The 23,009-nt window shown below is 37.1% G+C and carries 19 protein-coding genes; 9 read left to right on the forward strand and 10 right to left on the reverse strand.

The window, feature by feature from the left end:
- Window positions 1–50: 50 nt before the first annotated feature.
- The 3 genes from GWJ01_RS17530 to GWJ01_RS17540 all read right to left on the reverse strand — a co-directional run bounded on the left by GWJ01_RS17530 (window position 51) and on the right by GWJ01_RS17540 (window position 3,450).
- Window positions 51–1,454 (reverse strand): ATP-binding protein, encoded by a 1,404-nt coding sequence (locus tag GWJ01_RS17530; protein WP_109401808.1) that lies wholly within the window; start codon window positions 1,452–1,454, stop codon window positions 51–53.
- Complete coding sequence (locus GWJ01_RS17535; RefSeq protein ID WP_109401807.1) at window positions 1,455–2,120, reverse strand: response regulator; 666 nt, start codon at window positions 2,118–2,120, stop codon at window positions 1,455–1,457. It abuts the gene before it with no gap.
- A 688-nt stretch (window positions 2,121–2,808) separates the two neighbouring features.
- The gene (locus GWJ01_RS17540; RefSeq protein WP_161711392.1) at window positions 2,809–3,450 is read right to left on the reverse strand and encodes a hypothetical protein; all 642 of its coding nucleotides are present in this window, start codon (window positions 3,448–3,450) and stop codon (window positions 2,809–2,811) included.
- Between the two features lie 252 nt (window positions 3,451–3,702).
- On the opposite strand from GWJ01_RS17540, the gene GWJ01_RS17545 reads away from it, so the two are divergent.
- The 6 genes from GWJ01_RS17545 to GWJ01_RS17570 all read left to right on the forward strand — a co-directional run bounded on the left by GWJ01_RS17545 (window position 3,703) and on the right by GWJ01_RS17570 (window position 9,348).
- Complete coding sequence (locus GWJ01_RS17545; RefSeq protein WP_109401805.1) at window positions 3,703–4,041, forward strand: DUF5713 family protein; 339 nt, start codon at window positions 3,703–3,705, stop codon at window positions 4,039–4,041.
- A gap of 241 nt (window positions 4,042–4,282) precedes the next feature.
- A complete protein-coding gene (locus GWJ01_RS17550; protein WP_161711393.1) occupies window positions 4,283–4,561 on the forward strand; it encodes a DUF2798 domain-containing protein in 279 nt (92 codons plus the stop codon).
- Window positions 4,562–4,734: 173 nt separating this feature from the next.
- Window positions 4,735–5,826 carry an NADH:flavin oxidoreductase/NADH oxidase gene (locus GWJ01_RS17555; RefSeq protein ID WP_109395156.1) on the forward strand — a complete coding sequence of 364 codons (1,092 nt, stop codon included), beginning with the start codon at window positions 4,735–4,737 and terminating at the stop codon, window positions 5,824–5,826.
- A gap of 249 nt (window positions 5,827–6,075) precedes the next feature.
- Window positions 6,076–6,705, forward strand: a complete 630-nt coding sequence (locus tag GWJ01_RS17560; protein ID WP_109395155.1) for a CatB-related O-acetyltransferase — start codon at window positions 6,076–6,078, stop codon at window positions 6,703–6,705.
- A gap of 405 nt (window positions 6,706–7,110) precedes the next feature.
- Window positions 7,111–8,898 (forward strand): YadA-like family protein, encoded by a 1,788-nt coding sequence (locus tag GWJ01_RS17565; protein WP_161711394.1) that lies wholly within the window; start codon window positions 7,111–7,113, stop codon window positions 8,896–8,898.
- 132 nt (window positions 8,899–9,030) lie between these two features.
- The gene (locus tag GWJ01_RS17570) at window positions 9,031–9,348 is read left to right on the forward strand and encodes a hypothetical protein (RefSeq protein WP_161711395.1); all 318 of its coding nucleotides are present in this window, start codon (window positions 9,031–9,033) and stop codon (window positions 9,346–9,348) included.
- Window positions 9,349–9,577: 229 nt separating this feature from the next.
- On the opposite strand, the gene GWJ01_RS17575 is transcribed toward GWJ01_RS17570, so the two are convergent.
- From GWJ01_RS17575 to ttrS, 7 genes are all read right to left on the reverse strand, one after another.
- Window positions 9,578–9,988, reverse strand: coding sequence for an acyl-CoA thioesterase (locus GWJ01_RS17575; protein ID WP_088495192.1), 411 nt, complete (start codon window positions 9,986–9,988; stop codon window positions 9,578–9,580).
- A gap of 106 nt (window positions 9,989–10,094) precedes the next feature.
- Entirely contained in the window at window positions 10,095–10,874 is a 780-nt protein-coding gene (locus GWJ01_RS17580) for a PhzF family phenazine biosynthesis protein (RefSeq protein ID WP_156733664.1), read from the reverse strand.
- Window positions 10,875–11,035: 161 nt separating this feature from the next.
- The gene (locus GWJ01_RS17585) at window positions 11,036–12,571 is read right to left on the reverse strand and encodes a peptide MFS transporter (RefSeq protein WP_088495194.1); all 1,536 of its coding nucleotides are present in this window, start codon (window positions 12,569–12,571) and stop codon (window positions 11,036–11,038) included.
- A 420-nt stretch (window positions 12,572–12,991) separates the two neighbouring features.
- Window positions 12,992–14,200, reverse strand: a complete 1,209-nt coding sequence (mdtG, locus tag GWJ01_RS17590) for a multidrug efflux MFS transporter MdtG (RefSeq protein ID WP_161711396.1) — start codon at window positions 14,198–14,200, stop codon at window positions 12,992–12,994.
- A 273-nt stretch (window positions 14,201–14,473) separates the two neighbouring features.
- Window positions 14,474–15,415, reverse strand: coding sequence for a Kdo(2)-lipid IV(A) acyltransferase (locus GWJ01_RS17595; RefSeq protein ID WP_161711397.1), 942 nt, complete (start codon window positions 15,413–15,415; stop codon window positions 14,474–14,476).
- Between the two features lie 74 nt (window positions 15,416–15,489).
- Window positions 15,490–16,092, reverse strand: coding sequence for a tetrathionate respiration response regulator TtrR (ttrR, locus tag GWJ01_RS17600; protein ID WP_075673842.1), 603 nt, complete (start codon window positions 16,090–16,092; stop codon window positions 15,490–15,492).
- A gap of 10 nt (window positions 16,093–16,102) precedes the next feature.
- Window positions 16,103–17,866, reverse strand: a complete 1,764-nt coding sequence (gene ttrS / locus GWJ01_RS17605) for a tetrathionate respiration histidine kinase TtrS (protein ID WP_161711398.1) — start codon at window positions 17,864–17,866, stop codon at window positions 16,103–16,105.
- Window positions 17,867–18,043: 177 nt separating this feature from the next.
- On the opposite strand from ttrS, the gene ttrB reads away from it, so the two are divergent.
- From ttrB to ttrA, 3 genes are read left to right on the forward strand one after another with little or no spacing between them, the layout of a single operon-like run.
- A complete protein-coding gene (ttrB, locus tag GWJ01_RS17610; protein ID WP_072068548.1) occupies window positions 18,044–18,787 on the forward strand; it encodes a tetrathionate reductase subunit TtrB in 744 nt (247 codons plus the stop codon).
- Complete coding sequence (gene ttrC / locus GWJ01_RS17615; RefSeq protein ID WP_075673844.1) at window positions 18,784–19,812, forward strand: tetrathionate reductase subunit TtrC; 1,029 nt, start codon at window positions 18,784–18,786, stop codon at window positions 19,810–19,812. The genes ttrB and ttrC overlap by 4 nt, the downstream gene beginning before the upstream one ends.
- The gene (gene ttrA, locus GWJ01_RS17620) at window positions 19,805–22,885 is read left to right on the forward strand and encodes a tetrathionate reductase subunit TtrA (RefSeq protein WP_156733656.1); all 3,081 of its coding nucleotides are present in this window, start codon (window positions 19,805–19,807) and stop codon (window positions 22,883–22,885) included. The genes ttrC and ttrA overlap by 8 nt, the downstream gene beginning before the upstream one ends.
- Window positions 22,886–23,009 lie beyond the last annotated feature (124 nt).

Genomic DNA, 23,009 nt, shown 5'->3' on the forward strand with positions numbered 1-23,009 from the left:
AAAGGAGGTACAATATCCTCCTTTATTATGGAATATCAGTTAGCTATCTATTAATCGCTGTCTGATGATGTAACCTCTAAAGGCAGAACAATAATAAACCCAATTCCTTTATTATTTAGTCCTTCAGTCACAATTAACGATGCTTGAATTTTATTAGCGAGATTTTGTGCAATAGATAGACCTAATCCACTTCCTGTTTCGTTAGAGCCAGGAACGCGGTAAAAACGTGAAAATAGAACATTGATATGTTCTTTTGCGACACCAGGGCCATTATCACGCACGATAACATGGATCCCTTCCGCGTATCGATTCTCAATAGTTACCTCAACTTGACTACCTTTGGGACAATATTTGATGGCATTATCAAGCAGATTATTAAATATAGAGAGTAAAGCCTGTTTATCTGTTTTAAGCGTTAAAGCATGGCCTTCATTAAGTGATAGCTCAATATTTTTAGTAATTGCATAAGGAACATGTTGTGCTATTGCATTACCAATGACGTTATAGATATCAAGAGATTCTATTTTTAATGGAAAATCGTCACATTCTAATCGTGCCAAATCAATCAATTGATGAGAAAGAGCCGCTGCTCTATCAAGAGATTGTTTCATATCATCAATAATTTCTTCACGCTCTTTTTGATCATCGACTAAAGAGAGCAGGTGTAATTGAGCAATAACAGCGGCTATTGGTGTTCTCAATTCATGGGCAGCATCTGCCATAAATTGTTTTTCACGAATATTGGCCGCGTCAATTCTTGCCATTAACTGGTTTAATTCTTTAAAGATTGGGCGTATCTCTTTAAATTGTTGACCGACATTAATGGGAGTTAAGTTACGAGGTTTACGATTAGAAATAAGTTCTGCAGCTTGTCTTAACGGACGTAAACTAAAATAAGCCGTAATTAAAATAGCAACAATAACCGTTGCTAGAATAAACAGAAAGGGCACAAAGGTGCCTTCAATAGGGTTACCTATAACATGGCCCCTATCTTCAACAGATTCACCAATAAACACTTTTATTTTGTGTTTTTCTCCCCAGCTAAAAGAGATTATCCATTTTTCACCTGCGATAGAAACTCTTTCTGATGCTAATGAAAGTACTCTTGTGGGGATGGGAAGTTCAGGGCGATTAGTATAAATTAGGTTGCTATTTTCATCTAAGACAACAAACCAAGGTAAATATTGTAATTCATCATCTTCACCATTAAGCATAGCGTCTATATACATACCTTGTAAGTTATGTGCAATTTCTTTGAGCACTTCCGGTTGGTCAGCAACATTCTCTAAGGCATTAGCAAAACCCTCAGCGATAATTTCTTGCTGTTTATCATAAATATTTTCGAACTCAGCAAGATAATCAAATTGTATCCAAGCTAACCAAACGCCCCAAAGCATAATTATGGAGATAATCTGAAGGACAATGGTGTAAATAAAGAAGGAGCGGATCTTCATTTAATTAGCTTCTTTTTTTAATAAATAACCTACGCCACGAACCGTGATAATGCGCTCTTTACCTATTTTTCTTCGTAAATTATGCATATGCACTTCAAGGGAATTACTTTCGATTTTATCGTCTAAGCCAAATAAACGCTGTTCTAACTCTGATTTACGTACCACATTGTCAGTATTACGCATTAATTCATATAATAGTTGGTATTCTTTACCTGATAACAAAAGCAGTTCGTTATTTAAAGTGACTTGATGGTTTGCTGGATTAAGTTGTAAATCGCCAATAGACCATATTTGTGAAGAAAAACCAGCCATTCTACGACTAACCGCTTTTACGCGAGAAATTAGCTCAGGCATAGCAAAAGGCTTTGGTAAAAAATCATCTGCACCTGAATCTAATGTTTGTACTAAATTATCAATTTGAGTGCGAGCAGTTAAAATGATAATTGGAATTTTCTCGCCACTTTTTCTAAGTGCAATCAGTTCGTCTTGCCCATCACCATCAGGTAGACCTAAATCTAATAACATTAAATCAAAAGGGCGCTGGTTTAATTGAACACGAGCATCCGCAAGTAATCTGACCCAACATGGCTGAAAACCTGCAATTTCAAGCCCGCGACAAAGCGCTTTGCCAAGTTGTAAGTCGTCTTCAACTAATAAAATATTCATAATAATACCTACCTAAAATTGCCTTAAGAAAGTATAAGAGCCAAATAAAAATTGAGCAATATAATAAAGTGTAAAGCAAGATTTGATTAATGAACTCTTAATGTAAGATAAATTTCTATTTAATATGTTTTACTAAAAATAAATGACTAGAATTTTTAGGAGCAGATTGAGATAAATATGCTATTTATTTCATTTTTATCACGTTAAGGCATTTAATGTTAATTTTAAAGATTTATTTTAGATAGAATTAGCATAATTAACCTAATGTGAATAATAAATATCGCACACTATTATGCTAAGGTAACTTAAATACTTTATTTGAGATGTTTTGGATTTAAAAGTTAAGCCTATTAAAAATCAAGATTTAATAAATAAGTTTTTATATTTAAAACAATATAAATATAAAATATCAATTTTATTGAATAATATAACTATTAAATTGATGTCTTATTCTTTTATTGAAAACAAATAACTGTTTTAATATATACCTGTTGTGCAACATTTTTATCAGATTTAAATTATTTACTCTATTCATCTATACTCTTGCAGTAAAAGTTAACTACTTGAAAGGAATTAAATTTTCAATAAAAGGAATTTACATGAAATTAGATGGTGTTATTTAGTATAAATTAAATCATTCTGTGTCAGAAATGCTCCCAACCCTCTGGGAGCATTTCACATATTATTATCACTTGCAAAGTGAGTTATCCCACAACATTAATTTAAATGGTAAATTTAACGGTTTCACCCATTCATTTACGGTAGTTTGAAGCTCAGCTTTTGCTTGAGCCAGTCGTTGTTTATCTATATCAGGAATAAAACCATCTTTCGCAGGTAAATCATCTAATATGTACTCTTCCACTAAAACGCCATTAGCCCAGCGTTGAAATAGCCAATAACTTTCTGGCATCAAAGTATATTTTGTACCGTCAATAATTGTTGTTTTATCTTCCTGATAACGAACAGGAATAAGCTGGTTTGCAACATTATCCCAAATCCAACCTTTGTATGTTCCATCTTCTAATCGATTTATCGACCAATGCATATCATCAGGGTGATAAAAATACAGCTCAGTTGATGCAACGTAAGATGTATTTTTTGTTGATAAAGAAGCTTGAATAAGGCCATTAGTAAAATAAGAAATATAAAGCGTTTTATTATCAATATTCAGTTCAATACTGCAAGTATCCCAATGTGTTATTGTTAAACCTTCTTTAGCTAGTTTTTCTGGAATGGAAATCACCGCATCTGTTACATCATCTTCTTCTGGTGGGTAGTAATGACCTGTAATATATTCACCATTATTGCCATAGAAGTGCCAGGTCGCCAATGGTGAGCTTTTAAAAAATTTATTAATAGTCAAAAAAGAAATCAGTGCAATAGTCAAAAAAAGAAATATAAATCGTATTTTTTTAGCCATTTTAATTAATTGCCTATTTTCCGCTTGCTGGACAGAATTCTATAAATTCGGATAAATAAAAGCGAGACATTTAATTAAGAAACGTAATATACTTTTCCGAAATTGAGATAATAAGTACACTTTAATGACCTTAAGATAAATACTTAGATAAGGATTTTTGTAATGATTAAAAATAAAGTACTAGCAGAGCATTATTTTTTAAAAGAAATGGACAATGATAATTATTATCCAACACATCTTGTGAAGAAAGGTCAAGAGTTATTAAAAGCGCTTTGTTTAAAAATAGAAGCAACTTCGCCTAAAAATTTGGCAGAGCTTTATATTCTCACGCAAGAAACAACTGATCAATTTAATGAGTTAGCCGAAGAGTTTTATAAAGAAGATAGTGAGATCGAAACAGTAGCAAGAGAGTGTATTGCTGAAGATTTTGGCGTTATCGCTGATGAATATGGCTTTGAAGATGCAGATATAGAAGAATTAATTGCAACACGAGATTGGTAGAAACAAGATGAGAAAACCATTTTGTGTTTTCTCATTTAGATGATTTTTAATTTTATCGATGATCATCTAAATGATAATGAGAATAATTTATTTGACAAAGAAATATTTATTAATAAACTAGTTCTCAGTTTGGTCAAAAAGACTCGTAAGCGTTTACGTTAATCAACGCATATAACTTTTTTAGCCTGTTGTATTGGCAGTTATGTGCTGTTGTACAATCGTATTATTGGAGTCTTTATTTATGTCTTTTCAGGACGAAAATTACTTTTTAGGTATTCCTAAACTTCCTACTCGAGTAATGATTTTTCTTGTTCCCTTTTTCCTTTCTTTTATTATGTCAGGTATTGTTGCGTTTATTAGTACCGTCAAATCGTTAGGAATGGGAATGCATATAATCCCCCCATGGTTAACTTCTTGGGGGATCTCTTGGATGATTGCTTTTCCCACTGTTTTATTTGTCTTGCCAATCGCAAGACGTTTTTCACTGTTATTGGTGAAACCTGCCAAATCTAATGATTAATCAACAAAGAGATCCGCAATTGATGCGGATCTCTTTGTTTTTTACAATGTGAAGTGAAACATCGCCTAAATGAATAAGATCCGATAGCCTTAAACCTGTATATTTAAAAGGTATATCCAAAAAGCGAAGACATTTTCTTTGCATAAATTCTTATTGATAGCAGGAGGCTTTAAATGAATTTGTTGTTCTCCCCTAAAAAATTAGGCCCCCATCAGTTAGATAACCGTATTATTGTTGCACCTATGTGCCAATATTCAGCACAAGAAGGTTACCCAACCGCATGGCACACTATACATTACGGGCAGTTAGCACTATCTGGTGCTTCGTTAGTGATTGTTGAAGCAACAGCGGTTGAGCCTAGAGGTCGTATTAGCTATAAAGATTTAGGTATTTGGTCTGACCAACATAGTAATGAACTAAAAAAGCTGGTTGATAATGTTAAGCTGTATTCATCTGCAAAAATCGGTATACAGATCGCACATGCCGGGCGTAAGGCATCGACTGATTTACCTTGGAATGGCGGAGCATCATTAGCGCCTGATTCTCCTAATGGGTGGCAAAAAGTCGCACCTTCAGAAATGCCTTTTGGAAAGAACCATCAACCTCATGCGCTGACTATCGATGAAATTGAAGAAATAAAACAAGCTTTTGTTGATGCTGCTAAAAGGGCTGAGTCAGCAGGATTTGATGTTATTGAGATCCATGGTGCTCATGGATATTTATTGCACGAATTCCTATCTCCATTATCTAATCACAGAACGGATCAATACGGTGGTGATTTTAATAATCGTAGTCGGTTATTAGTGGATGTATTTGTTGCAGTGAAAAATGCAGTTTCTGATAATGTCTGTGTTGGTGTCAGAATTTCCGCAACAGATTGGGTTGAAGGTGGTTGGGACTTAGAAAGTACGATTGCTTTAACTCAACATCTTGAAGAGTTAGGTTGCCATTATATTCATGTTTCTTCTGGTGGATTATCAGAAAAGCAAGAAATTAAGCTAGGCCCTAATTACCAAGTACCATTTGCTCAAGCTATTTATAATGAAACACAACTGCCGGTTATTACAGTTGGTCTTATTACCGAGCCAGAACAAGCAGAAGCCATTTTACTTACAGAGCAGGCTGATTTTATCGCTTTAGGCAGAGGTATTCTTTATGATCCTCGTTGGCCTTGGCATGCAGCAGAAAAACTCAAACAAACCATAAAAGTAGCGCCTCAATATTTACGTTGTGCGCCTCATGGTAGCAAAGACTTTTTTAAATAATATTATCAAGCTACGGGTAATAACCAATCGTTATTACCCGTAGCTTTTTCTTTGATAATCTTTATCATGGTGCAGATAAACTGCAAGCATAAGCGCACTGCGTTGGAAAAGTTGTCCGTAAACAAGATGAAAAAAAATCCCTTATTACTTCAACCAAGGATTGCTTAAGACGATGTGTTTTGAATGCGAACACATCATCAGAGAATTAAGCATTCTTTGATGACTCATTAATTTATAGCGAGTCATATTATGAAAAATAAACATTGGTCGCGTGTAGAATATCTGCACGAAACAGTTAAAAATAAAAACATTATCATTAAAGGACAACACAGTTATTACAGTGATTGTTGGGATGATGGGTTTGAAACTTCAGTTGTACGTTATCTATATGGTGACGAGGTTAGCCTACAATGGGAACCATTGTGGGAAATAGATAAATTATATATTGGCGATTATGTCTGTATTGGTGCGCAAGCGGTGATATTAATGGGCGGCAATCATACTCATCGAATGGATTGGTTCTCACTTTATCCTTTTATGGATAAGATTGAGGAAGCCTATATTGGTAAAGGTGATACCCATATTCATGATGGTGCATGGATAGGAATGCGTGCAATGATAATGCCAGGTGTGACAATTGGTGAAGGTGCTATTGTTGCGGCTAATAGCGTTGTTTCCAAAAATGTTGAACCTTATAGTATTGTGGGAGGAACACCCGCACAACATCTTAAATATCGTTTTGAGCCTAAAGTTATTGAGCAACTATTATCTTTAAAGATTTACCAATGGTCAGAAAGGAAATTTGAAGCACTCAGGCCTCTTTTATGCCAATCATCAATTGATAAATTATTAATTGCAGAAGCACAATTTATTGAATAATACTGCCCCCTAAGCGGTGATAGGCTTAGGGGTTTTACTTAGTGTTTCTTTTAATACATCTTAAAAAAGAGTATTCATATTTATAAAGTAGTGCTTCCTATTATTTGATCATTATCTCAAAAGTAAAAATATTTTATTTTTATAGATAATTAATAATTTTATTTTTTAAATTTGAGTTTCGTTTTTTTATTTTTTATCTGTTTTCTTTAGTTGTTGATTATTATTTAAATATAAATTAAATCACAATATTTATTTATGATAAAGTTAATTATATGAGGTTGTTATTATCTTTAATTAATAGAGTTTCAATTTATTATTAGTTTATTTTATAAGATATCTAATGTGTAAAAAATAAAATACATATTATTCTATATATGACTTTATTAATTATGGAGTGATGTGGATATGATTAAAAATAAAGATTTGCAGGTAAAGTTTTTAGTGATTTCATTATTATCATCACCTTTATCTTATGCAAATAATACAACCTTATTGGGTGGTAATAGTAAAGCAGATGGTAATGAATCTACGGCAGTTGGATATAATACGTGGGCGCATTCTGATCAATCAACGGCGATAGGTGCTAATGCAGGAGCTGAGGGTGAAAATGCAACCGCAATAGGTCATAAAAGTACAGCAATTGGTGATAATGCGATGTCATTGGGAAGTGGTGCAATGGCAATTGGTGAGGGTTCTCTTTCTATTGGTTCTCAGGCTTATAGTGAAAATAAAGATTCAATTAGTATAGGGAAAGGGGCAATAAATAATGCTGAAAATGGTGTTATTTTAGGTAGTGGTAGTCGCCTTTCTGACAATGCCGATAATTCAGTGATTATTGGTAGTAAGTCTTCAGGATCAGCAAGTAATGCGATTATATTAGGTGATAATAGCAGTAATAATCGTAATAATACATTATCAATCGGTAGTGATAAAAACCAGCGGCAAATTATTAATGTTGCAGCAGGTACAGAAAATACAGACGCCGTCAATGTTTCCCAATTAAAAAAAGAAAAAGATAATATTCTTATTGAGGCTGATAAGCGCATTAATGACAATAATACCACTATTTATAATAAAATTGAGCAAGAGAAAAATACGGTTGTTGAAGCAACAACAAAACAAATGAATGAAAATAATAAAATAATACAAGGAGATATCATAAAGGCAAATGAAGCAGTCTTAAAAGAGAGCGAGTTTAAGGCAAAAACATATGCGGAAAATGTAGAAAAAAACTCAAATCAATATACTGATAGTAAAATCAATGAACATCAGGCTAATACTGTTAATTATATCAATGAAGTTAAAAATGAAATGTATCTTTATAATGAAGGAAAATTATCTGATCTAAAAGTAGATGCTGAAAATTATACAAATAAAAAAGCAGATGAAATAAAAAAAGGTGCGGAAAATTATACTGATAATAAAATAAATAATATGAAGGAAGTAATAGAGAAAAACACAAATAATAGGATCAATGAGTCTGAAAAACAGATCAAAGAATACACAAACAATCAATTTATTGAAGTTGAAAATAAAGGTAAAGAATACACTGACTTTAAAGTGAATGAACATGATAAGAAAATAGTTGAACATGTTAATAATATTAAAGATGAAGTTATTTTTTCAACAGAGCGAAAGGTTAACGCATCAGAAAAAAATGCCAATAGTTATACCGATATTGAGATTAGTAAAATAGCATCGGGTATGGAAGGGCTTATTGGCAAAAATAATGAAAAAATAATAAAGGAGCGTGAGAAGTATATTACTCAAAAAGGGAATGAGTATATAAATATGACCAACACGATAATTAATGAGAGAGATGAATCGTTGAAGGAATATATTGAAAAATCAAAACATGATTCTATCTCTATTGCAAATGAATATACCAATAATAAGTTTAAGAATATCTTTATTGATAATGATATTGCACTTAAGAATATGGATAATAAAATCGATAAAGCAGATAAAAGAGCAAGTGCTGGGATTGCTTCTGTCGCAGCGATGGCTAATATTCCTTACGTGACTAATCACACATTTAGTTTAGGTGTCGGAGTGGGTAATTATCGCGATGCTAATGCATTTGCAACGGGTGCTCAGTATCAAATAACAGAAAGCGCCATTATTCGTGTTTCAGCTTCATGGAATACAGAAGATCGCGGTGTTGTTGGCGGCGGTGTTTCTTATGGTTGGTAAAGCACTTTTGTATTGTGTTTAATAGGATAAAAAGTAGAGATAAGGTTGTTGCTTTTTTATCATTCTGCTGGCTTTTATGCCTTTGATTTGAATAATAAAGGTAACAGCCTTTGTTTTCTATGTGAGTAAAATATGATTTATCTTCATTCAGGTGGTGGTGCTTTTGAAAAACAAGCAAGAGTTAATCAAGTCGCAACGGAAAAAGCACAAGAAATTGCTAAAAATAAGATAAAACAAGTGGTGCAATTTAGATCACTTGCAGACTTTCCTGTTGAACTTGAAAAGATTGGGGTGATCTTACTGATTGAGCCCACCATTGAATTAGCGCTTGAAGTAGGGCGACAGTATTCACAATTAACGGATATTGTTATTGCTGAAAGTGCAACGGCGGGAAAGAAATTGACCATTTGTCAGATTGAATTTGCAGTAACAAAAATCTGTGTTCTCTAATTTTTGGACTTATTCAGTTATCCACATTAACTGTGGATAACTCTTGTCTTACATGTTAGTAATCGTATTATTCATTGATTTTATTAGGTATTTTGTATTGTTTGAAAAACATCCATTTAAATTAATGATCTTAATACTTTGTTATTATTCAAAATAATAAAGAACATAATAAAATAATGATGTTTTTAACTCAGAGAGATAAAAAGTATGACAAATCTCTCTATAAATACTATTTATCGAATAATGGCGTTGGTTTTCCGTCACTATCAACCGCAACAAAATTAAACTGACCGTGGATCACTTCTTCACGGCCTTCTGCGTACATATCTTCAAGAAAAATAGAAACATTTACCGTTAAACTTGTACGTCCAACACGAATAACTTCACCTACCAATTCAATAATCGTACCTGATGGAATAGGGTGATTAAAATTTATTTTCTCAGTTGAAACTGTTACTAGACGTTTACGGCTAAAGCGAGTGGCGGTGATAAATGAAACTTCGTCCATCCAAGCTAATGCTGTGCCGCCAAAGAGTGTTGAGTGGTGATTGGTGGTGGTAGGAAATATGACTTTAGAAACACGGGTGACTGAATTTTTAATTTTATCTTGTAGTTCAGGAGATAAGTCAGAGATGGACATAACAATAAAGCCTTCTTCTTTGATACTGTAGGGAGAAATTCCCCACAGTATAAAATAGAGTAAATTGAAAGCAAAGTAGATGAATGACTGATTATGCCGTCTGTAATTAAAAGGTTATTTCGCCAGTTAAAAAGAGTGCAGCATCTCCTGTCAGTAAAACGCGATTATCTTTTAGCACACAGTCAATATTTCCACCGCGTTTTGAAACTTGTCTTGCTTGTAACTGTGTTTTATTGAGTTTATTAGCCCAAATTGGCGCTAATACACAATGTGATGTACCTGTAACAGGATCTTCATTCACGCCTTTTACGGGGGCGAAGAAGCGAGAAATAAAATCAAAAGGAGCGTGACCTTTAGCTGTGATAATAACGCCGGGTAAAGGCAACTGTGCAATTTGAGTGAAATCAGGTTGGTAGTTAGTGACTGTTTCTGGATCAGATAAAAAGCAAACATAGCGATCACGCGCTTGCCAAACTTCATCGATTTGTAATGCTAATTTTTTTTCAAGGATTGACTTTATATCGTTATTTAATGTCGCAGGTATCGCTGGGAAATTAAGTGTAAAGAGAGAGTCTTGGCTAGAAACCGTTAGCTCACCTGAAAGAGACTGGAATTTAAAGCGATCATAAGGGGACTGTTTTATAGTTTTTAGTACAAAAGCAGTGGCTAATGTTGCATGTCCACAAAGAGGAACTTCAATTTTAGGTGTAAACCAACGAATATGGTCGCCAACTAAAAAAGCGGTTTCAGGTAAATTAATCTCACTAGCAAGTGTAATTAAGGTGTCATCAGGCAACCATTCTTCTAACAAAACGACAGCTGCGGGATTTCCTGAAAAAGGCATAGAGGAAAAAGCATTAACATAATAAATAGGAAGAACAGTCATCGCATTACCTTAGTAATAAACAATCAATAAATAGAAGGTAATGAGATTAAGTGTTTTAAATATTGGGCGCAATACTTAAAAACAGCGTTTAAATTGTAGGATATAAAAGCAAAAGCCATGCCTAAGTAATTAGACATGGCTTTAATAATTAACGCATTAAATTAAGCTTGTGCTTTCTCTTTGTTATCTGCGCTTTGTAAAAGCTTACGAACTGGAATAATCAGTGCAGCAAGAACAACAGCACAAATAACCAGAGCGATAGAAACATGAGAGAAGAAATCAGGCATGACATCGAGTTTGTCTGGACGGATATTTCCACCCATTAGACCTGCTGCCAAATTACCTAATGCGCTTGCACAGAACCATAATCCCATAACCTGACCACGCATTTTAGCAGGCGCTAAAATAGTCATTGTGGCAAGCCCAATTGGGCTTAAGCATAATTCACCTAATGTCAGTAATAAGATACTGCCAATTAACCAAAGCGGTGAAACACCTTGTCCTGTTGCAATAACGCTTTCAGATGCAAACATCATGACGGTAAAGCCACCCGCTGCAAATAAAATACCAATTACAAACTTACTCATGCTACTTAAATTCATATTCTTACGTGCCATCATTGGCCATAACCAGCTAAATACTGGCGCAAGAATAATAATAAACAGGGCGTTAACAGACTGGAACCAAACCGCAGGGATCTCAAATCCCATAAAGTTTAAGTCAGTATAGTCGTTAGCAAATAAGTTAAATGATGTCGGCTTTTGTTCGAATGCAGACCAGAAAAGGGCTGCTGAAACCAATAAGAGGAAACAAACAAATAAGCGAGAGCGGTCACTACTACTTAATCCAGCAAATAGGAATAAATAGATAAAATAGGCAATAACACTACCGGAAATTACATAGACCATAAAGTTGGCCACAACAACTGGGTTAAAAGGAATAACGCCAGAAATAATAAGACCAACAATTGCCATAAGAACAACAGATAACGCTAAGATCCATTGACCGACATTACGACGAACAACAGTTGGGCGATCCCAACTTGAATCTAAACCGACTTCGCTATCAAAGCGACGCATGGTAGGTACTGCGTAAAAGCGGAAAATCAGTAAGGCAACAAGCATACCAATCCCACCAATACCAAAGCCCCAATGCCAGCCATAATCACGTACTAAGAAACCCGTGATGAGTGGTGCAATAAATGAGCCCATATTGATACCCATATAAAATAAGGAGAATCCACCATCACGGCGAGTATCATCCCTTTTATATAAGGTTCCTACCATCACAGTTACGCAGGTTTTAAATAGCCCCGTACCCAATACAATCAGTAATAAACCGATAAAGAATAGGTCTTGTGACCAAAACGCAGAAAGTGCGATGGATAGGTGCCCTAAAGCGATAAAGATAGAGCCATACCATACGGCTAGGCGTTGACCTAACCAGTTATCAGCGAGCCAACCTCCAGGCAGTGATGTTAAATAAACACCGCCTGCGAAAATACCCACAATAGCAGATGCCTGCTCTCTGGGGATTTCCATGCCACCCTCATAAACGGTTGCCGCCATAAATAGGATTAATAATGGGCGAATACCATAGAAAGAAAAGCGTTCCCACATTTCGGTGAAGAAAAGGGAGCTTAATGGATATGGGTGGCCAAAGAAAGTTCGGCTAGATTTTGAGTGAGTAGATTGCATCTTAAATTCCCAAAAAAAACCTCTACAGGTCGTTTGCAAGTAAAAAGAACAAAATAGCAGCAAGTGGTGAAACAAAATTATTTCATTCTGTTATCAATATCCACTGCATTTAATTAATATATTTTTAACATACTTTTGTCAGAATTCAGCGACTAAAAGTATATTTAATACTTTATAAACCATTTTTTGGTGCAAAAGTCGATAAAAATCTCATTTTGCAATAGTTAACCTTGCAATTTTTTGAAAAAAGAGGACAAGAAAATTTTAGAGGTCTTAACAAATAGGGGGTGAGAATATTCTTAATAAACAATAAATTACAAAAAACAGAATAAAAAAAGTAACAATTGGGCATTTAAATGTAAAAGTGTAATTTTTTGAAGAAAAAAAACTATTAACTGATCTTATTTGTAGATTTTTTGACTACTTTTCTTGTGGTCTTCTAAAGCTTAACCAAGAGTAAATTAGATTAAAAAAGACAACGGCTGCGGTGAAATAAAAAACAGCTCTAAATCCATAGCTTGCAGCAACAAAAGCGCCCATTAACGGTCCTGTAACATTTCCAACATCTCTTAGTGCTTGGTTGTAGCTGAAAATTCGACCTGCAATCGCAGGCGTAATGTTATAGAGGATAAGTGTTTGCACTGCAGGTAACATAGCGGCATTGACTGCACCAAGTAAAAAACGTAGTGCACCAAGCTCCCAATAACTACTGACCAGCGCCATTGGAATTAACATAAAAATAGAGAGCCCTAGGGTAAAAATAAGGACTTTATCAGGGCCAATTCGGTCACCTAATTTACCAAAACGAGGGGCGCTAATAAGTGCAGCGATACCGGGTACAGAGGCGATAACACCACTGATAAAGGCAAGATTGTTGACTGATCCTGTTAATTCTCGGATATAAAGCGTCAAAATAGGCGTAACAGAGCCCGTTGCCACTTGAATGATCATTGTGGTGAAAAATAGGCATACCACGAGTCTTTTGTTCTTAAGCGATGAAAAGACCTGTTTTGTGGTTAGTGCGTCTTTTTTAGAAACAGGCGTAAAGTTCTCGCTGACGAAAAAGAGGGTGACTAAAAAGCAAATAAATAAAACGGCTGAAGTAATAAAGAAGACAGGACGTAAACCATAGAGATCGGCAAGCATACCGCCAATTAAAGGACCTATTAACGCACCACTCACTGCACCAGTTGAAAGTGTACCTAATGCCCAGCCGCTTTTTTTAACGGGGACTTGAGTGGCAATTAACGCATTTGCATTCGGAACAAAGCCACCTAATACACCTAGCAAGGCACGTAATACCAGTAATTGCCATATATTTTGTGCAAATCCAATTAATACCATCACGATCGCCATACCAAGAGCTGAACGCAACAGCATTAATTTTCGACCTTTTCTATCTGATAATTTTCCCCAAAAAGGCGCTGCGATAGCAGAAAAAAGGAAGGTTATACTAAATGCAACACCCGTCCAAAGATTAAGCTCTTCATGGTCGGTTATACCCAGTTCTTCTACATAGAGAGGAAGAAAAGGCATGATCAGACTAAAACCAGCGCCGGTTAGAAAACAGCCAAACCAGACAATATAGAGATTACGTTTCCAAGAATTATTTCGGGGCTTGAGATCCATGTTACTCCTTTAGCCGAGAACGAGAGAGCAAACCAAGAGAATAGGCTGAAAATAACCGTAGCGATGTTGAGCGTGGCAACAGCGAGTCGGTTTTCTTATTTTATGATGAATAAGAATATAGCCATGATACAGAATAAGTGCGATAGGTCTTGCTCTTATAATGTGTTTTTGCAGGAGTTTACAGCTTGTGCTGTTATTGATTTTATTATTGTTATTTCAGTATATCGTAATATTACAAAGTGGCTGTTTTGGAATAGAACAGCCACTTTGTGATTAGTGTACTTTCTTTATTTCGTTATATAAAGAAGCGTCACCTTCTGGGCGAGTTTTAAAGCGACGATGCAACCACATATATTGGTCTGGCGCGCGTAAAATCTCTTGTTCAACCACTTTATTCATCGCTCTAGCGGCATTTTCCTCATTATCAACAGGAAAATCAGCAACAGGAGGAGAGATAATTAACTCATAACCCTTGCCTTCAGGTAAGCGTTTTGGGGTAAATGGAATGAGTGCAGGTTTGCTGGTTCTTGCCAGAATATAAGTTCCCGTTGTTGTTGCCGCTTTATCAACTGCAAATAAAGGCACAAAAACACTTTTACGAGGGCCATAATCATGATCAGGTGCATACCAAATAATTTCACCTGTTTTTAAACCGCGGATCATGCCTTTGACATCCTTTCTGTCGATCATAAATTTATTAGAACGTAATCGACCCCATGTTTGTAGCCAGTCCATAACGGGATTATCGTTAGGGCGATAAACACCGACTCCAGGGTTATAGATACCAAAAATTCGAGCACCAAGTTCAAGAGTCAGAAAATGGATGCCAATAAGCAAAATGCCTTGTCCTTTTTCTTGAACCATTGAGATATTTTCAAGTCCACTGACTTTAAACCAACGTTTGACGCGCCATTCAGGCCAAAACCATGCCATGCCAGTTTCGAATAATCCCATACCAACGGATTCAAAATTTTTATTAACTAAGGCTTCTCGCTCACTTTTTGGCATCTGTGGAAAACAGAGCTCAAGATTGCGTTCCGCTATTTGGACGCGTTTCTTCAAAAAAACTTTTGAAAAACGACCTAGGCGTGTCCCTAGCCAATAAATGACAGGATAAGGAAGGAGAACCAGAATATAAAGTAATCCGATCCCGAACCAAGTCAGCCAATATTTAGGCTGCAAAAATGATTTTTTAAATGGAGGTGACTTTATCATAAGCCTATCTATTTACTATTTTTCCAATGAATATCTTATATTGTGACACTTTTTAGCGCAGATAAGAAATTTTGTCATAAATTAGGTGAAATTATTTCGATGCCTTGTAGTGCAGTCACCAATTCAGCAATATTTTTAGCTGCCATTTTGTCCATCACTTTTGCTCGATGAACTTCGACGGTTCTTATTGAAACACAAGCAACTTCTGCTATTTCTCGGTTCATTAATCCTTGAATAACATAATAAGCAATATCTTTTTCTCTTGGGGTTAATGAAGCATAACGGCGGCGAATATCATGTGCGGTAAAACGTGTATTGGTTTCAAGAAATGCTGCATCTAATGCAGATAACAATGCATTGCTATCAACGGGTTTTTGCAGGAAGTCGATAGCTCCTTTTTTGATCTCTTCAACTGCCATAGGAATATCGCCATGACCAGTTAAAAAAATCACAGAAAGTGTACTGTGTTTATCAATTAAATGCTGGTGGACTTGTCTGCCGTCGGGTTTTGGCATTCTCATATCTAACAAGACAACACCTTGCTGATAGAGATTGACATTGTTGATAAAGAACTCGCTATCATTCCAAACATGGGCTGAATAACCTAAGCTTTCTAATAAAAACTGACAAGCATCAGTGACAGCAAGATCATCATCAACAAGATGAATTGTTGGCATTTTTTCTCCGTTATTTATTTTTGTTAGGGAAAATAAGTGTAATTTTTATTCCAACTTTATTTTGTTCATTCTTTTGGTTTTCAATATGAATATCAGCACCTTGAGAAAGTAATAAACGTTGGCAAATCACCAAACCTAATCCAAGTCCTTCCGTTTTTGTTGTTTGGAATGGGGAAAAGGGTTGTTCAAGTTGGCTATGGCTCATTCCACCCGCATCATCTTCAATGACAATAAGCAACCTATCAGGAGCCTTATGAGTACTAATTTTTAGTACCTTAGCGCCAGCTTGGAGACTATTGGTGATTAAATTCGATAAAATTTGCTCTAATAATGTTTCGGGTAAACACAGGGTATCATGTTCATCAACATGGGTGATCAATGAAACCTGTGGATATTTATCTTCTACGCGTAAGAGCTTCCAGATATGTTGAATACACTCCGCAATATTTTGATGAGAAAGCAAAATTGTATCGGTGTTAGGTGTTTGTTTTCCAACCCATAAACGTAGATTTCTAATGATATCAGCACCGCGCTGTGCCTGCTTATCTATTTGTTGCAATGCAGGTAGCAATGGGTGCGATTCACTCTCTTTTTTAAGGCGAATAACACTCCCTTGTGCATAGCTTTTAATAGCAGAAAGAGGCTGATTAAGTTCATGAGCAAATCCCGATGCCATTTCTCCCAATATATTTAAGCGCTGAGCGTGTTCTAACTCTTCCTTCTGTTGTCTTAATCGATTGTGGGCATGTTCTAGTTGGCGACTACGACGCCTAACTAAATAGCTGATCCAGACTTGGTTTAGGATGAGAAAAAGAATGGCTGCCAATGAAAGGCCAATAATAAATTGGTGCTGAATAGCCCAACTTTGTGCATCTTGCCAAAGCTGTCTTTGTCGAGGGTGTTGATTGACTTCTCTTAATAGATTTTCAACTTGAGTATGTGAAGCTGGTGCTCCCCATTTCATCGGTTTACTGTCATCGGTGAGTAAAACGCGAGTGACTTTATCAACAAGCTCATCAGGAACAGTATCTAGCGCTGCAAATGACCAATTAGGGTAGAGCGGTGTACTGGTTAAACAAGGGGTATTGGTTTGATAGGAAATCACGGGGCGGTAATCGCTTTTACGAATAAGCCCTTCATTATCCATATTTTCTAGTAAACAGACGGGGATAATTGCTGCGTTAATATCTTCATCTCGTAAGAGATAAAGCAACGCGTCGGCTGGAAAACCCGTGAAACGCAATGTGAAGTCTTTATCAGGATCAATACCTTCTTCTCGTAGCGCTTTGTAACCCAGAAGATAACCGCCAAAGGCATCAGGTGCGATGGCACCAACGCGTTTTCCAATTAATTCATGCGCAGAAGTAATCGGGCTATCGTTACGGACGAGAATTAGGCTGCCAATGACATTTCGTGTGGTGTTATCAGGCTCATAGCCAGAACGCAAAGAGAGCAGCCAACGTAATGGAAATGCATTATCTAATTGAACAAATTGCGCCGGATTTGTGAGTAAAAAATCAACATTTTTCTTTGCAACCGCTAATTTCATCTCTTCCAGATTTAACGGCACTAATACAAACTTTTCTGACGGAAATTGTTCATTTAAGGTGTCAACAAGCGGATGCCAGTGTCTTTGAGTTGATGCATCACCACGTAATGCTAAAACACCGATTGTCCACTCTTTTGCAGTGGCTTGTAGAGGAAGTACAAAAAAGAGCAGTAATAACCCGATGTTTACTGCGTTTCTTATCCCAATTGTCTGTTTTATCGTCATAAATATCTAATGTTAAATATTGTTTTGGATCAAGTTCGCACTTGGTATGTGGTAAACCACAATAGGTGTTGTCTTCAGTAATTTTTACAATGCACTTATAACAAAACACATACTTTTAAATTTCTATTTCCTTCACTCATTGTGAGATTGCGTTATTGAGTGATGCTGGAGACAAATATGGATCTTGGAAAACGAAAATTTCTACAACAATTAGGGGTCCTTACTGCGGGTGCTTCACTGGTTCCTTTAGCTGAAGCCGGCATTAAATTATCACCTGAGCGTCGTGAGGGCTCGGAGGATAAACGCTACGGAATGCTGATTGATTTACGCCGTTGTGTAGGATGCCAGTCCTGTACAGTAAGCTGCAATATTGAGAATCAGACTCCTCAAGGACAATTTAGGACGACAGTAAACCAATATCAGGTTGCTATCAAGGGGCAAGAGGGGATAACCAACGTCTTATTGCCTAGATTGTGTAACCACTGTGATGAACCACCTTGTGTGCCGGTTTGCCCTGTTCAAGCGACTTTCCAACGTAAAGATGGCATCGTCGTCGTTGATAATGAACGTTGTGTTGGCTGTGCTTATTGTGTTCAAGCATGTCCTTACGATGCACGTTTTATTAATCACTCAACACAAACAGCAGATAAATGTACTTTCTGTGCACATCGCCTCGAAGTTGGATTACTGCCAGCGTGCGTTGAATCTTGTGTCGGCGGTGCTCGTATTATCGGCGATATGAAAGATCCTAATAGCACTATCAGCAAAATGCTGCGTACACATGAAAAAGAGCTGAAAGTATTAAAACCAGAAAGCGGCACATTGCCACAAGTTTTCTATCTCGGCCTCGATGATGCATTTGTACAACCGTTAGCAGGTCAAGGACAACCCGCATTATGGCAGCAGGAGGTTCACTCATGATCCCGCAAGTTTCTCAAATTCAAGAAGTCATCGCGATCCCTCAAGAATATTTTTGGTTACCTTGGGCTGTGCAATATTTCTTTTTTATTGGTATTGCTTGTAGTGCAACGCTTTATGCGTGCTGGCAGTGCTGGAAAGGCAGTGCAGGTAATCAACGTTTAGAAGCAGTTGCTGTATTCATTGCAGTAACCGCTGGTATTACGGCACCTCTTGCGTTAACGGCAGATTTACACCAAACAGCTCGTGTGTGGCATTTCTATGCTTATCCAACACCGTGGTCGTGGATGGCATGGGGCTCACTGTTACTACCGTTATTCTCAGCGTTTAGCATGCTTTACTTTGCAGCGATGGTTGTTCGCTTAGTATGGAAGCGTGAATACAAATTGACGCGTTGGGTTGCATTAGCTTGCTCATTAACAGCGATTGGTTTGCTGTTATATACAGGTCGTGAAGCGTCTATCTTAAAAGCAAGGCCTGTATTGTATACCTATTGGTTACCAATACTGCTGTTCTTTAGTGCAATGCAAGTACTACCGACATTACTGGCATTAGGCACACGTCGTGAACCAGTTCATCAGCGTGAATTAGCGATGTGGTTTGTCAGTTCACTGATGTTATTAGCAGTATGTACAGGCTTTTGGGTTGCTGGCGATACGATTTCAGGTCAAGCAATCAGAGAACAATTAGCAATGGGAAGTCTTGGCTGGTGGAGTGCCATGGGTGTTATCACACTATGGGTTATCTCTGTCGCGATGGGACTTTTGATGGCAAAACAAGCACGTTCGGTTGCATTTATTACCATCATGGCATTTGTATCAATGGGACTTGCGTGGGTATTACGCTGGTTGATGTTGATGGGTGCTCAATACATTCCAAAATATAACATAATTACAAACCCTTATGAGTTTACGCTAGGTAATGATGGACTGATGGCAATTGTTGGTACATTTGGATTATGGATAGCGTTAACCATTTTATTTAGAGAAAGTATTCGTTGGGTTGTCAGGAGAGTGCAGCATGGCTAAGTTTACAAGACGTCAATGGCTTAAAGGTGGGTTAGTTATCGGTGGTATTGCCGCATTTGCTGCCAGCTACCGTGATGTTGCTAAACGTGCCATAGATGGTTTAGTTGATGGCACATCGGGCAAAGTGACACTTGATAGGATCAACGGAAACTCTTTATTACCTGAAGGTAAAGTCGTAAAAGACGCAAAATGGCAAGCGAATACAGATCAATCTGTTTGTATGACACAATGTTTTGGTTGTTGGACACAATGTGGTGTTCGTGCCCGTGTTGATAGAGCAAACAATAAAGTTTTACGTATTGCAGGTAACCCTTACCACCCACTTTCTCATGATCACCACTTTGGCTATAACATGCCAATTAAAGAAGCATTTGAAAAAATGGGGGGTGAAAGTGGTTTAGAAAACCGTTCTACAGCTTGTGCTCGTGGTGCAACCATGATGGAAAGCTTAGATAGCCCAACTCGTATTCTTGAACCGATGAAACGTGTGGGTAAACGCGGTGAAGGTAAATGGAAACGCATCAGTTTTGAGCAGTTGATCCAAGAAATTGTAGAAGGTGGCGATCTCTTTGGTGAAGGTCATGTTGATGGTTTACGTGCTATTCGTGATTTAGATACATTAATCGATCCAAAGCAACCTGCTTTAGGCCCTAAAGCTAACCAATTATTAATGACAAATGCGGGTGATGATGGACGTGATACGTTTATTCGTCGCTTTGCTCAAAACTCATTTGGTAGTAAAAACTTTGGTGCTCATGGCTCTTATTGTGGATTAGCGTACCGAGCGGGTTCTGGTGCGTTGATGAATGATTTAGATAAAAATGCCCACGTTAAACCTGACTGGGATTACGTTGAATTTGCGCTGTTCTTAGGAACATCACCGGCACAATCAGGTAACCCATTTAAGCGTCAAGGTCGTCAATTAGCTAATGCTCGTATTCGTGATTCGTTCAATTATGTAGTTGTTGCGCCGGCATTACCGTTAACAACGACATTAGCTAACGATCATGGACATTGGGTTCCTGTTCAACCGGGAACAGATGCGGCTTTAGTCATGGGGATGATCCGCTGGATCATTGAAAATAATCGCTACAATGCAGAATATCTGTCAGTGCCAAGCGAAGTTTCAATGAAAAATGTGGGTGAGAAAAGCTGGACAAATGCGACTCACCTTGTGATCAGTGATGAAAAACACCCTCTGTCAGGGCAAATGCTGACAACTGCACATTTTAATGATGTTGCAGAAGGGGAAGAGCAAACCTTAGTTTTATCACTTGAAGGTGAATTAGTTCCATCAACCCAAGTTGATAAAGCCCAATTGTTTGCTACGCATACAGTGACATTAAAAACTGGCGCTACTGTTACGGTTAAATCAAGTTTCCAATTACTTGATGAAGCCGCTAAACGTATGACACTGGCAGAATACAGTGAGCGTTGTAAAGTACCAGAAACAACCATTGCTGCATTAGGGCGTGAATTTACGGCATATGGTCGAAAAGCCGCAGTTATCTCTCATGGTGGCATGATGGGTGGTAATGGTTTCTATACAGCGTGGAGCGTAATTATGCTTAATGCGCTAATAGGTAACTTAAACCTTAAAGGTGGAGTATCTGTTGGTGGCGGTAAGTTTAATGGTGCGACTGATGGCCCATGTTACAAAATGGATAGCTTTAAAGGTAAAGTTAAACCAAAAGGCATGGTGTTATCACGCAGTAAAGCAGCCTATGAAAAATCTGATGAGTACCGTGAGCGCGTAGAGAAAGGGGAATCTCCATATCCTGCAAAAGCACCTTGGTATCCGTTTGCGGCTGGACAATTAACTGAGCAGCTAGGCTCTGCATTAGCAGGTTATCCTTATTCATTGAAAGCATGGATAACGAATATGACCAACCCTATTTATGGGATTGCAGGTATTCGCCAAGTGATGGAAGAGCGTCTGAAAGATCCGAAGCATCTACCTTTAATTATTGGTATTGATGCCTTTATGAATGAAACAACAGCGCTAGCCGATTATATTGTTCCTGATACGCATAACTTTGAAAGCTGGGGTTTTAGTGCACCTTGGTCTGGCGTTCAAACTAAAGCAAGTACAGCGCGTTGGCCGATTATTGAACCGCGTGTTGCAAAAACAGCAGATGGTCAGCCAATTTCAATGGAAACATTCTGTATTGCTGTGGCAAAAGCTTTAGATTTACCGGGCTTTGGTGAGAAAGCAATTGAAGATATGGATGGCAATTTCTATCCAATCAATAGTGCAGAAGACTACTATTTACGTGTTGCAGCTAATATGGCATTTATGGGTGAGAAACCTGTCGCACCAGCAACCAATGAAGATATTCTATTGAGTGGTGTAGACCGTATTTTACCTGCGATAACGTCAACGTTAAAAAATGAAGAAGTTCTTCAAGTTGCGTATATCTATACACGTGGCGGTCGTTTTGCTCCTTATGAAAAAGCATGGAATGGCGATGAAACTGGGCCACAGTGGAAAAAACCATTGCAGATTTGGAATGAAGAAGTTGCTAAAAACCATCATGCAATAACCGGTGAACGTTATAGTGGCTGCCCGACTTATTATCCACCGCGTTTATCAGATGGTAGTGATATTCATCAGCACTATCCTGAAGATCAATGGCCATTAAAATTAATGTCCTTTAAATCTCATGTGGTAAGTAGTTCGACAGGCATGATCCAACGTTTAAGAATGGTGAAACCGAGTAACTTAGTCGCAATTAACCCTCAAGATGGCAAAAAATGGGGTGTTAATCATGGTGATAAAGTTCGCATTGTTACACCTGGTGGGCAAGTTGAAGCAGAAATCAGCTTACTAGACGGCGTAATGCCCGGTGTTTTAGCGATTGAACATGGATATGGGCATCAAGAGTTAGGCTCTCGTCAGCATTACTTAGATGAACAACCATTACCAATGGATAAAGGTATTGGTAACGGTATCAACCTTAATGATTTAGGGTTTGCCGATCCAACACGTCAAATCACTAATACATGGTTAGATTGGGTATCTGGTGCATCTGTTCGTCAAGGCTTGCCTGCTAAGATTGAGCGTATAGCTTAATTATTAGTTTAGTCTTTTAAATAATCACTTCACTCTTTATTAAAAACAAGAGTGAAGTGATCGCACTACAAATCAGTTTTACTTTATCTTTTATAAGATAGAACTATATCAGTTTAATTATTTT

This window comes from Proteus sp. G2618 (genome assembly GCF_009915995.1).
Taxonomy (GTDB): Bacteria; Pseudomonadota; Gammaproteobacteria; order Enterobacterales; family Enterobacteriaceae; genus Proteus; species Proteus terrae.

Bases quoted from the DNA above. Each gene is read 5' to 3' on its own strand.
- GWJ01_RS17530 (WP_109401808.1), bottom strand. From the start codon at position 1,454: ATGAAGATCCGCTCCTTCTTTATTTACACCATTGTCCTTCAGATTATC.
- GWJ01_RS17535 (WP_109401807.1), bottom strand. From the start codon at position 2,120: ATGAATATTTTATTAGTTGAAGACGACTTACAACTTGGCAAAGCGCTT.
- GWJ01_RS17545 (WP_109401805.1), top strand. From the start codon at position 3,703: ATGATTAAAAATAAAGTACTAGCAGAGCATTATTTTTTAAAAGAAATG.
- GWJ01_RS17550 (WP_161711393.1), top strand. From the start codon at position 4,283: ATGTCTTTTCAGGACGAAAATTACTTTTTAGGTATTCCTAAACTTCCT.
- GWJ01_RS17555 (WP_109395156.1), top strand. From the start codon at position 4,735: ATGAATTTGTTGTTCTCCCCTAAAAAATTAGGCCCCCATCAGTTAGAT.
- GWJ01_RS17560 (WP_109395155.1), top strand. From the start codon at position 6,076: ATGAAAAATAAACATTGGTCGCGTGTAGAATATCTGCACGAAACAGTT.
- GWJ01_RS17565 (WP_161711394.1), top strand. From the start codon at position 7,111: ATGATTAAAAATAAAGATTTGCAGGTAAAGTTTTTAGTGATTTCATTA.
- GWJ01_RS17570 (WP_161711395.1), top strand. From the start codon at position 9,031: ATGATTTATCTTCATTCAGGTGGTGGTGCTTTTGAAAAACAAGCAAGA.
- GWJ01_RS17575 (WP_088495192.1), bottom strand. From the start codon at position 9,988: ATGTCCATCTCTGACTTATCTCCTGAACTACAAGATAAAATTAAAAAT.
- GWJ01_RS17580 (WP_156733664.1), bottom strand. From the start codon at position 10,874: ATGACTGTTCTTCCTATTTATTATGTTAATGCTTTTTCCTCTATGCCT.
- GWJ01_RS17585 (WP_088495194.1), bottom strand. From the start codon at position 12,571: ATGCAATCTACTCACTCAAAATCTAGCCGAACTTTCTTTGGCCACCCA.
- mdtG (WP_161711396.1), bottom strand. From the start codon at position 14,200: ATGGATCTCAAGCCCCGAAATAATTCTTGGAAACGTAATCTCTATATT.
- GWJ01_RS17595 (WP_161711397.1), bottom strand. From the start codon at position 15,415: ATGATAAAGTCACCTCCATTTAAAAAATCATTTTTGCAGCCTAAATAT.
- ttrR (WP_075673842.1), bottom strand. From the start codon at position 16,092: ATGCCAACAATTCATCTTGTTGATGATGATCTTGCTGTCACTGATGCT.
- ttrS (WP_161711398.1), bottom strand. From the start codon at position 17,866: ATGACGATAAAACAGACAATTGGGATAAGAAACGCAGTAAACATCGGG.
- ttrB (WP_072068548.1), top strand. From the start codon at position 18,044: ATGGATCTTGGAAAACGAAAATTTCTACAACAATTAGGGGTCCTTACT.
- ttrC (WP_075673844.1), top strand. From the start codon at position 18,784: ATGATCCCGCAAGTTTCTCAAATTCAAGAAGTCATCGCGATCCCTCAA.
- ttrA (WP_156733656.1), top strand. From the start codon at position 19,805: ATGGCTAAGTTTACAAGACGTCAATGGCTTAAAGGTGGGTTAGTTATC.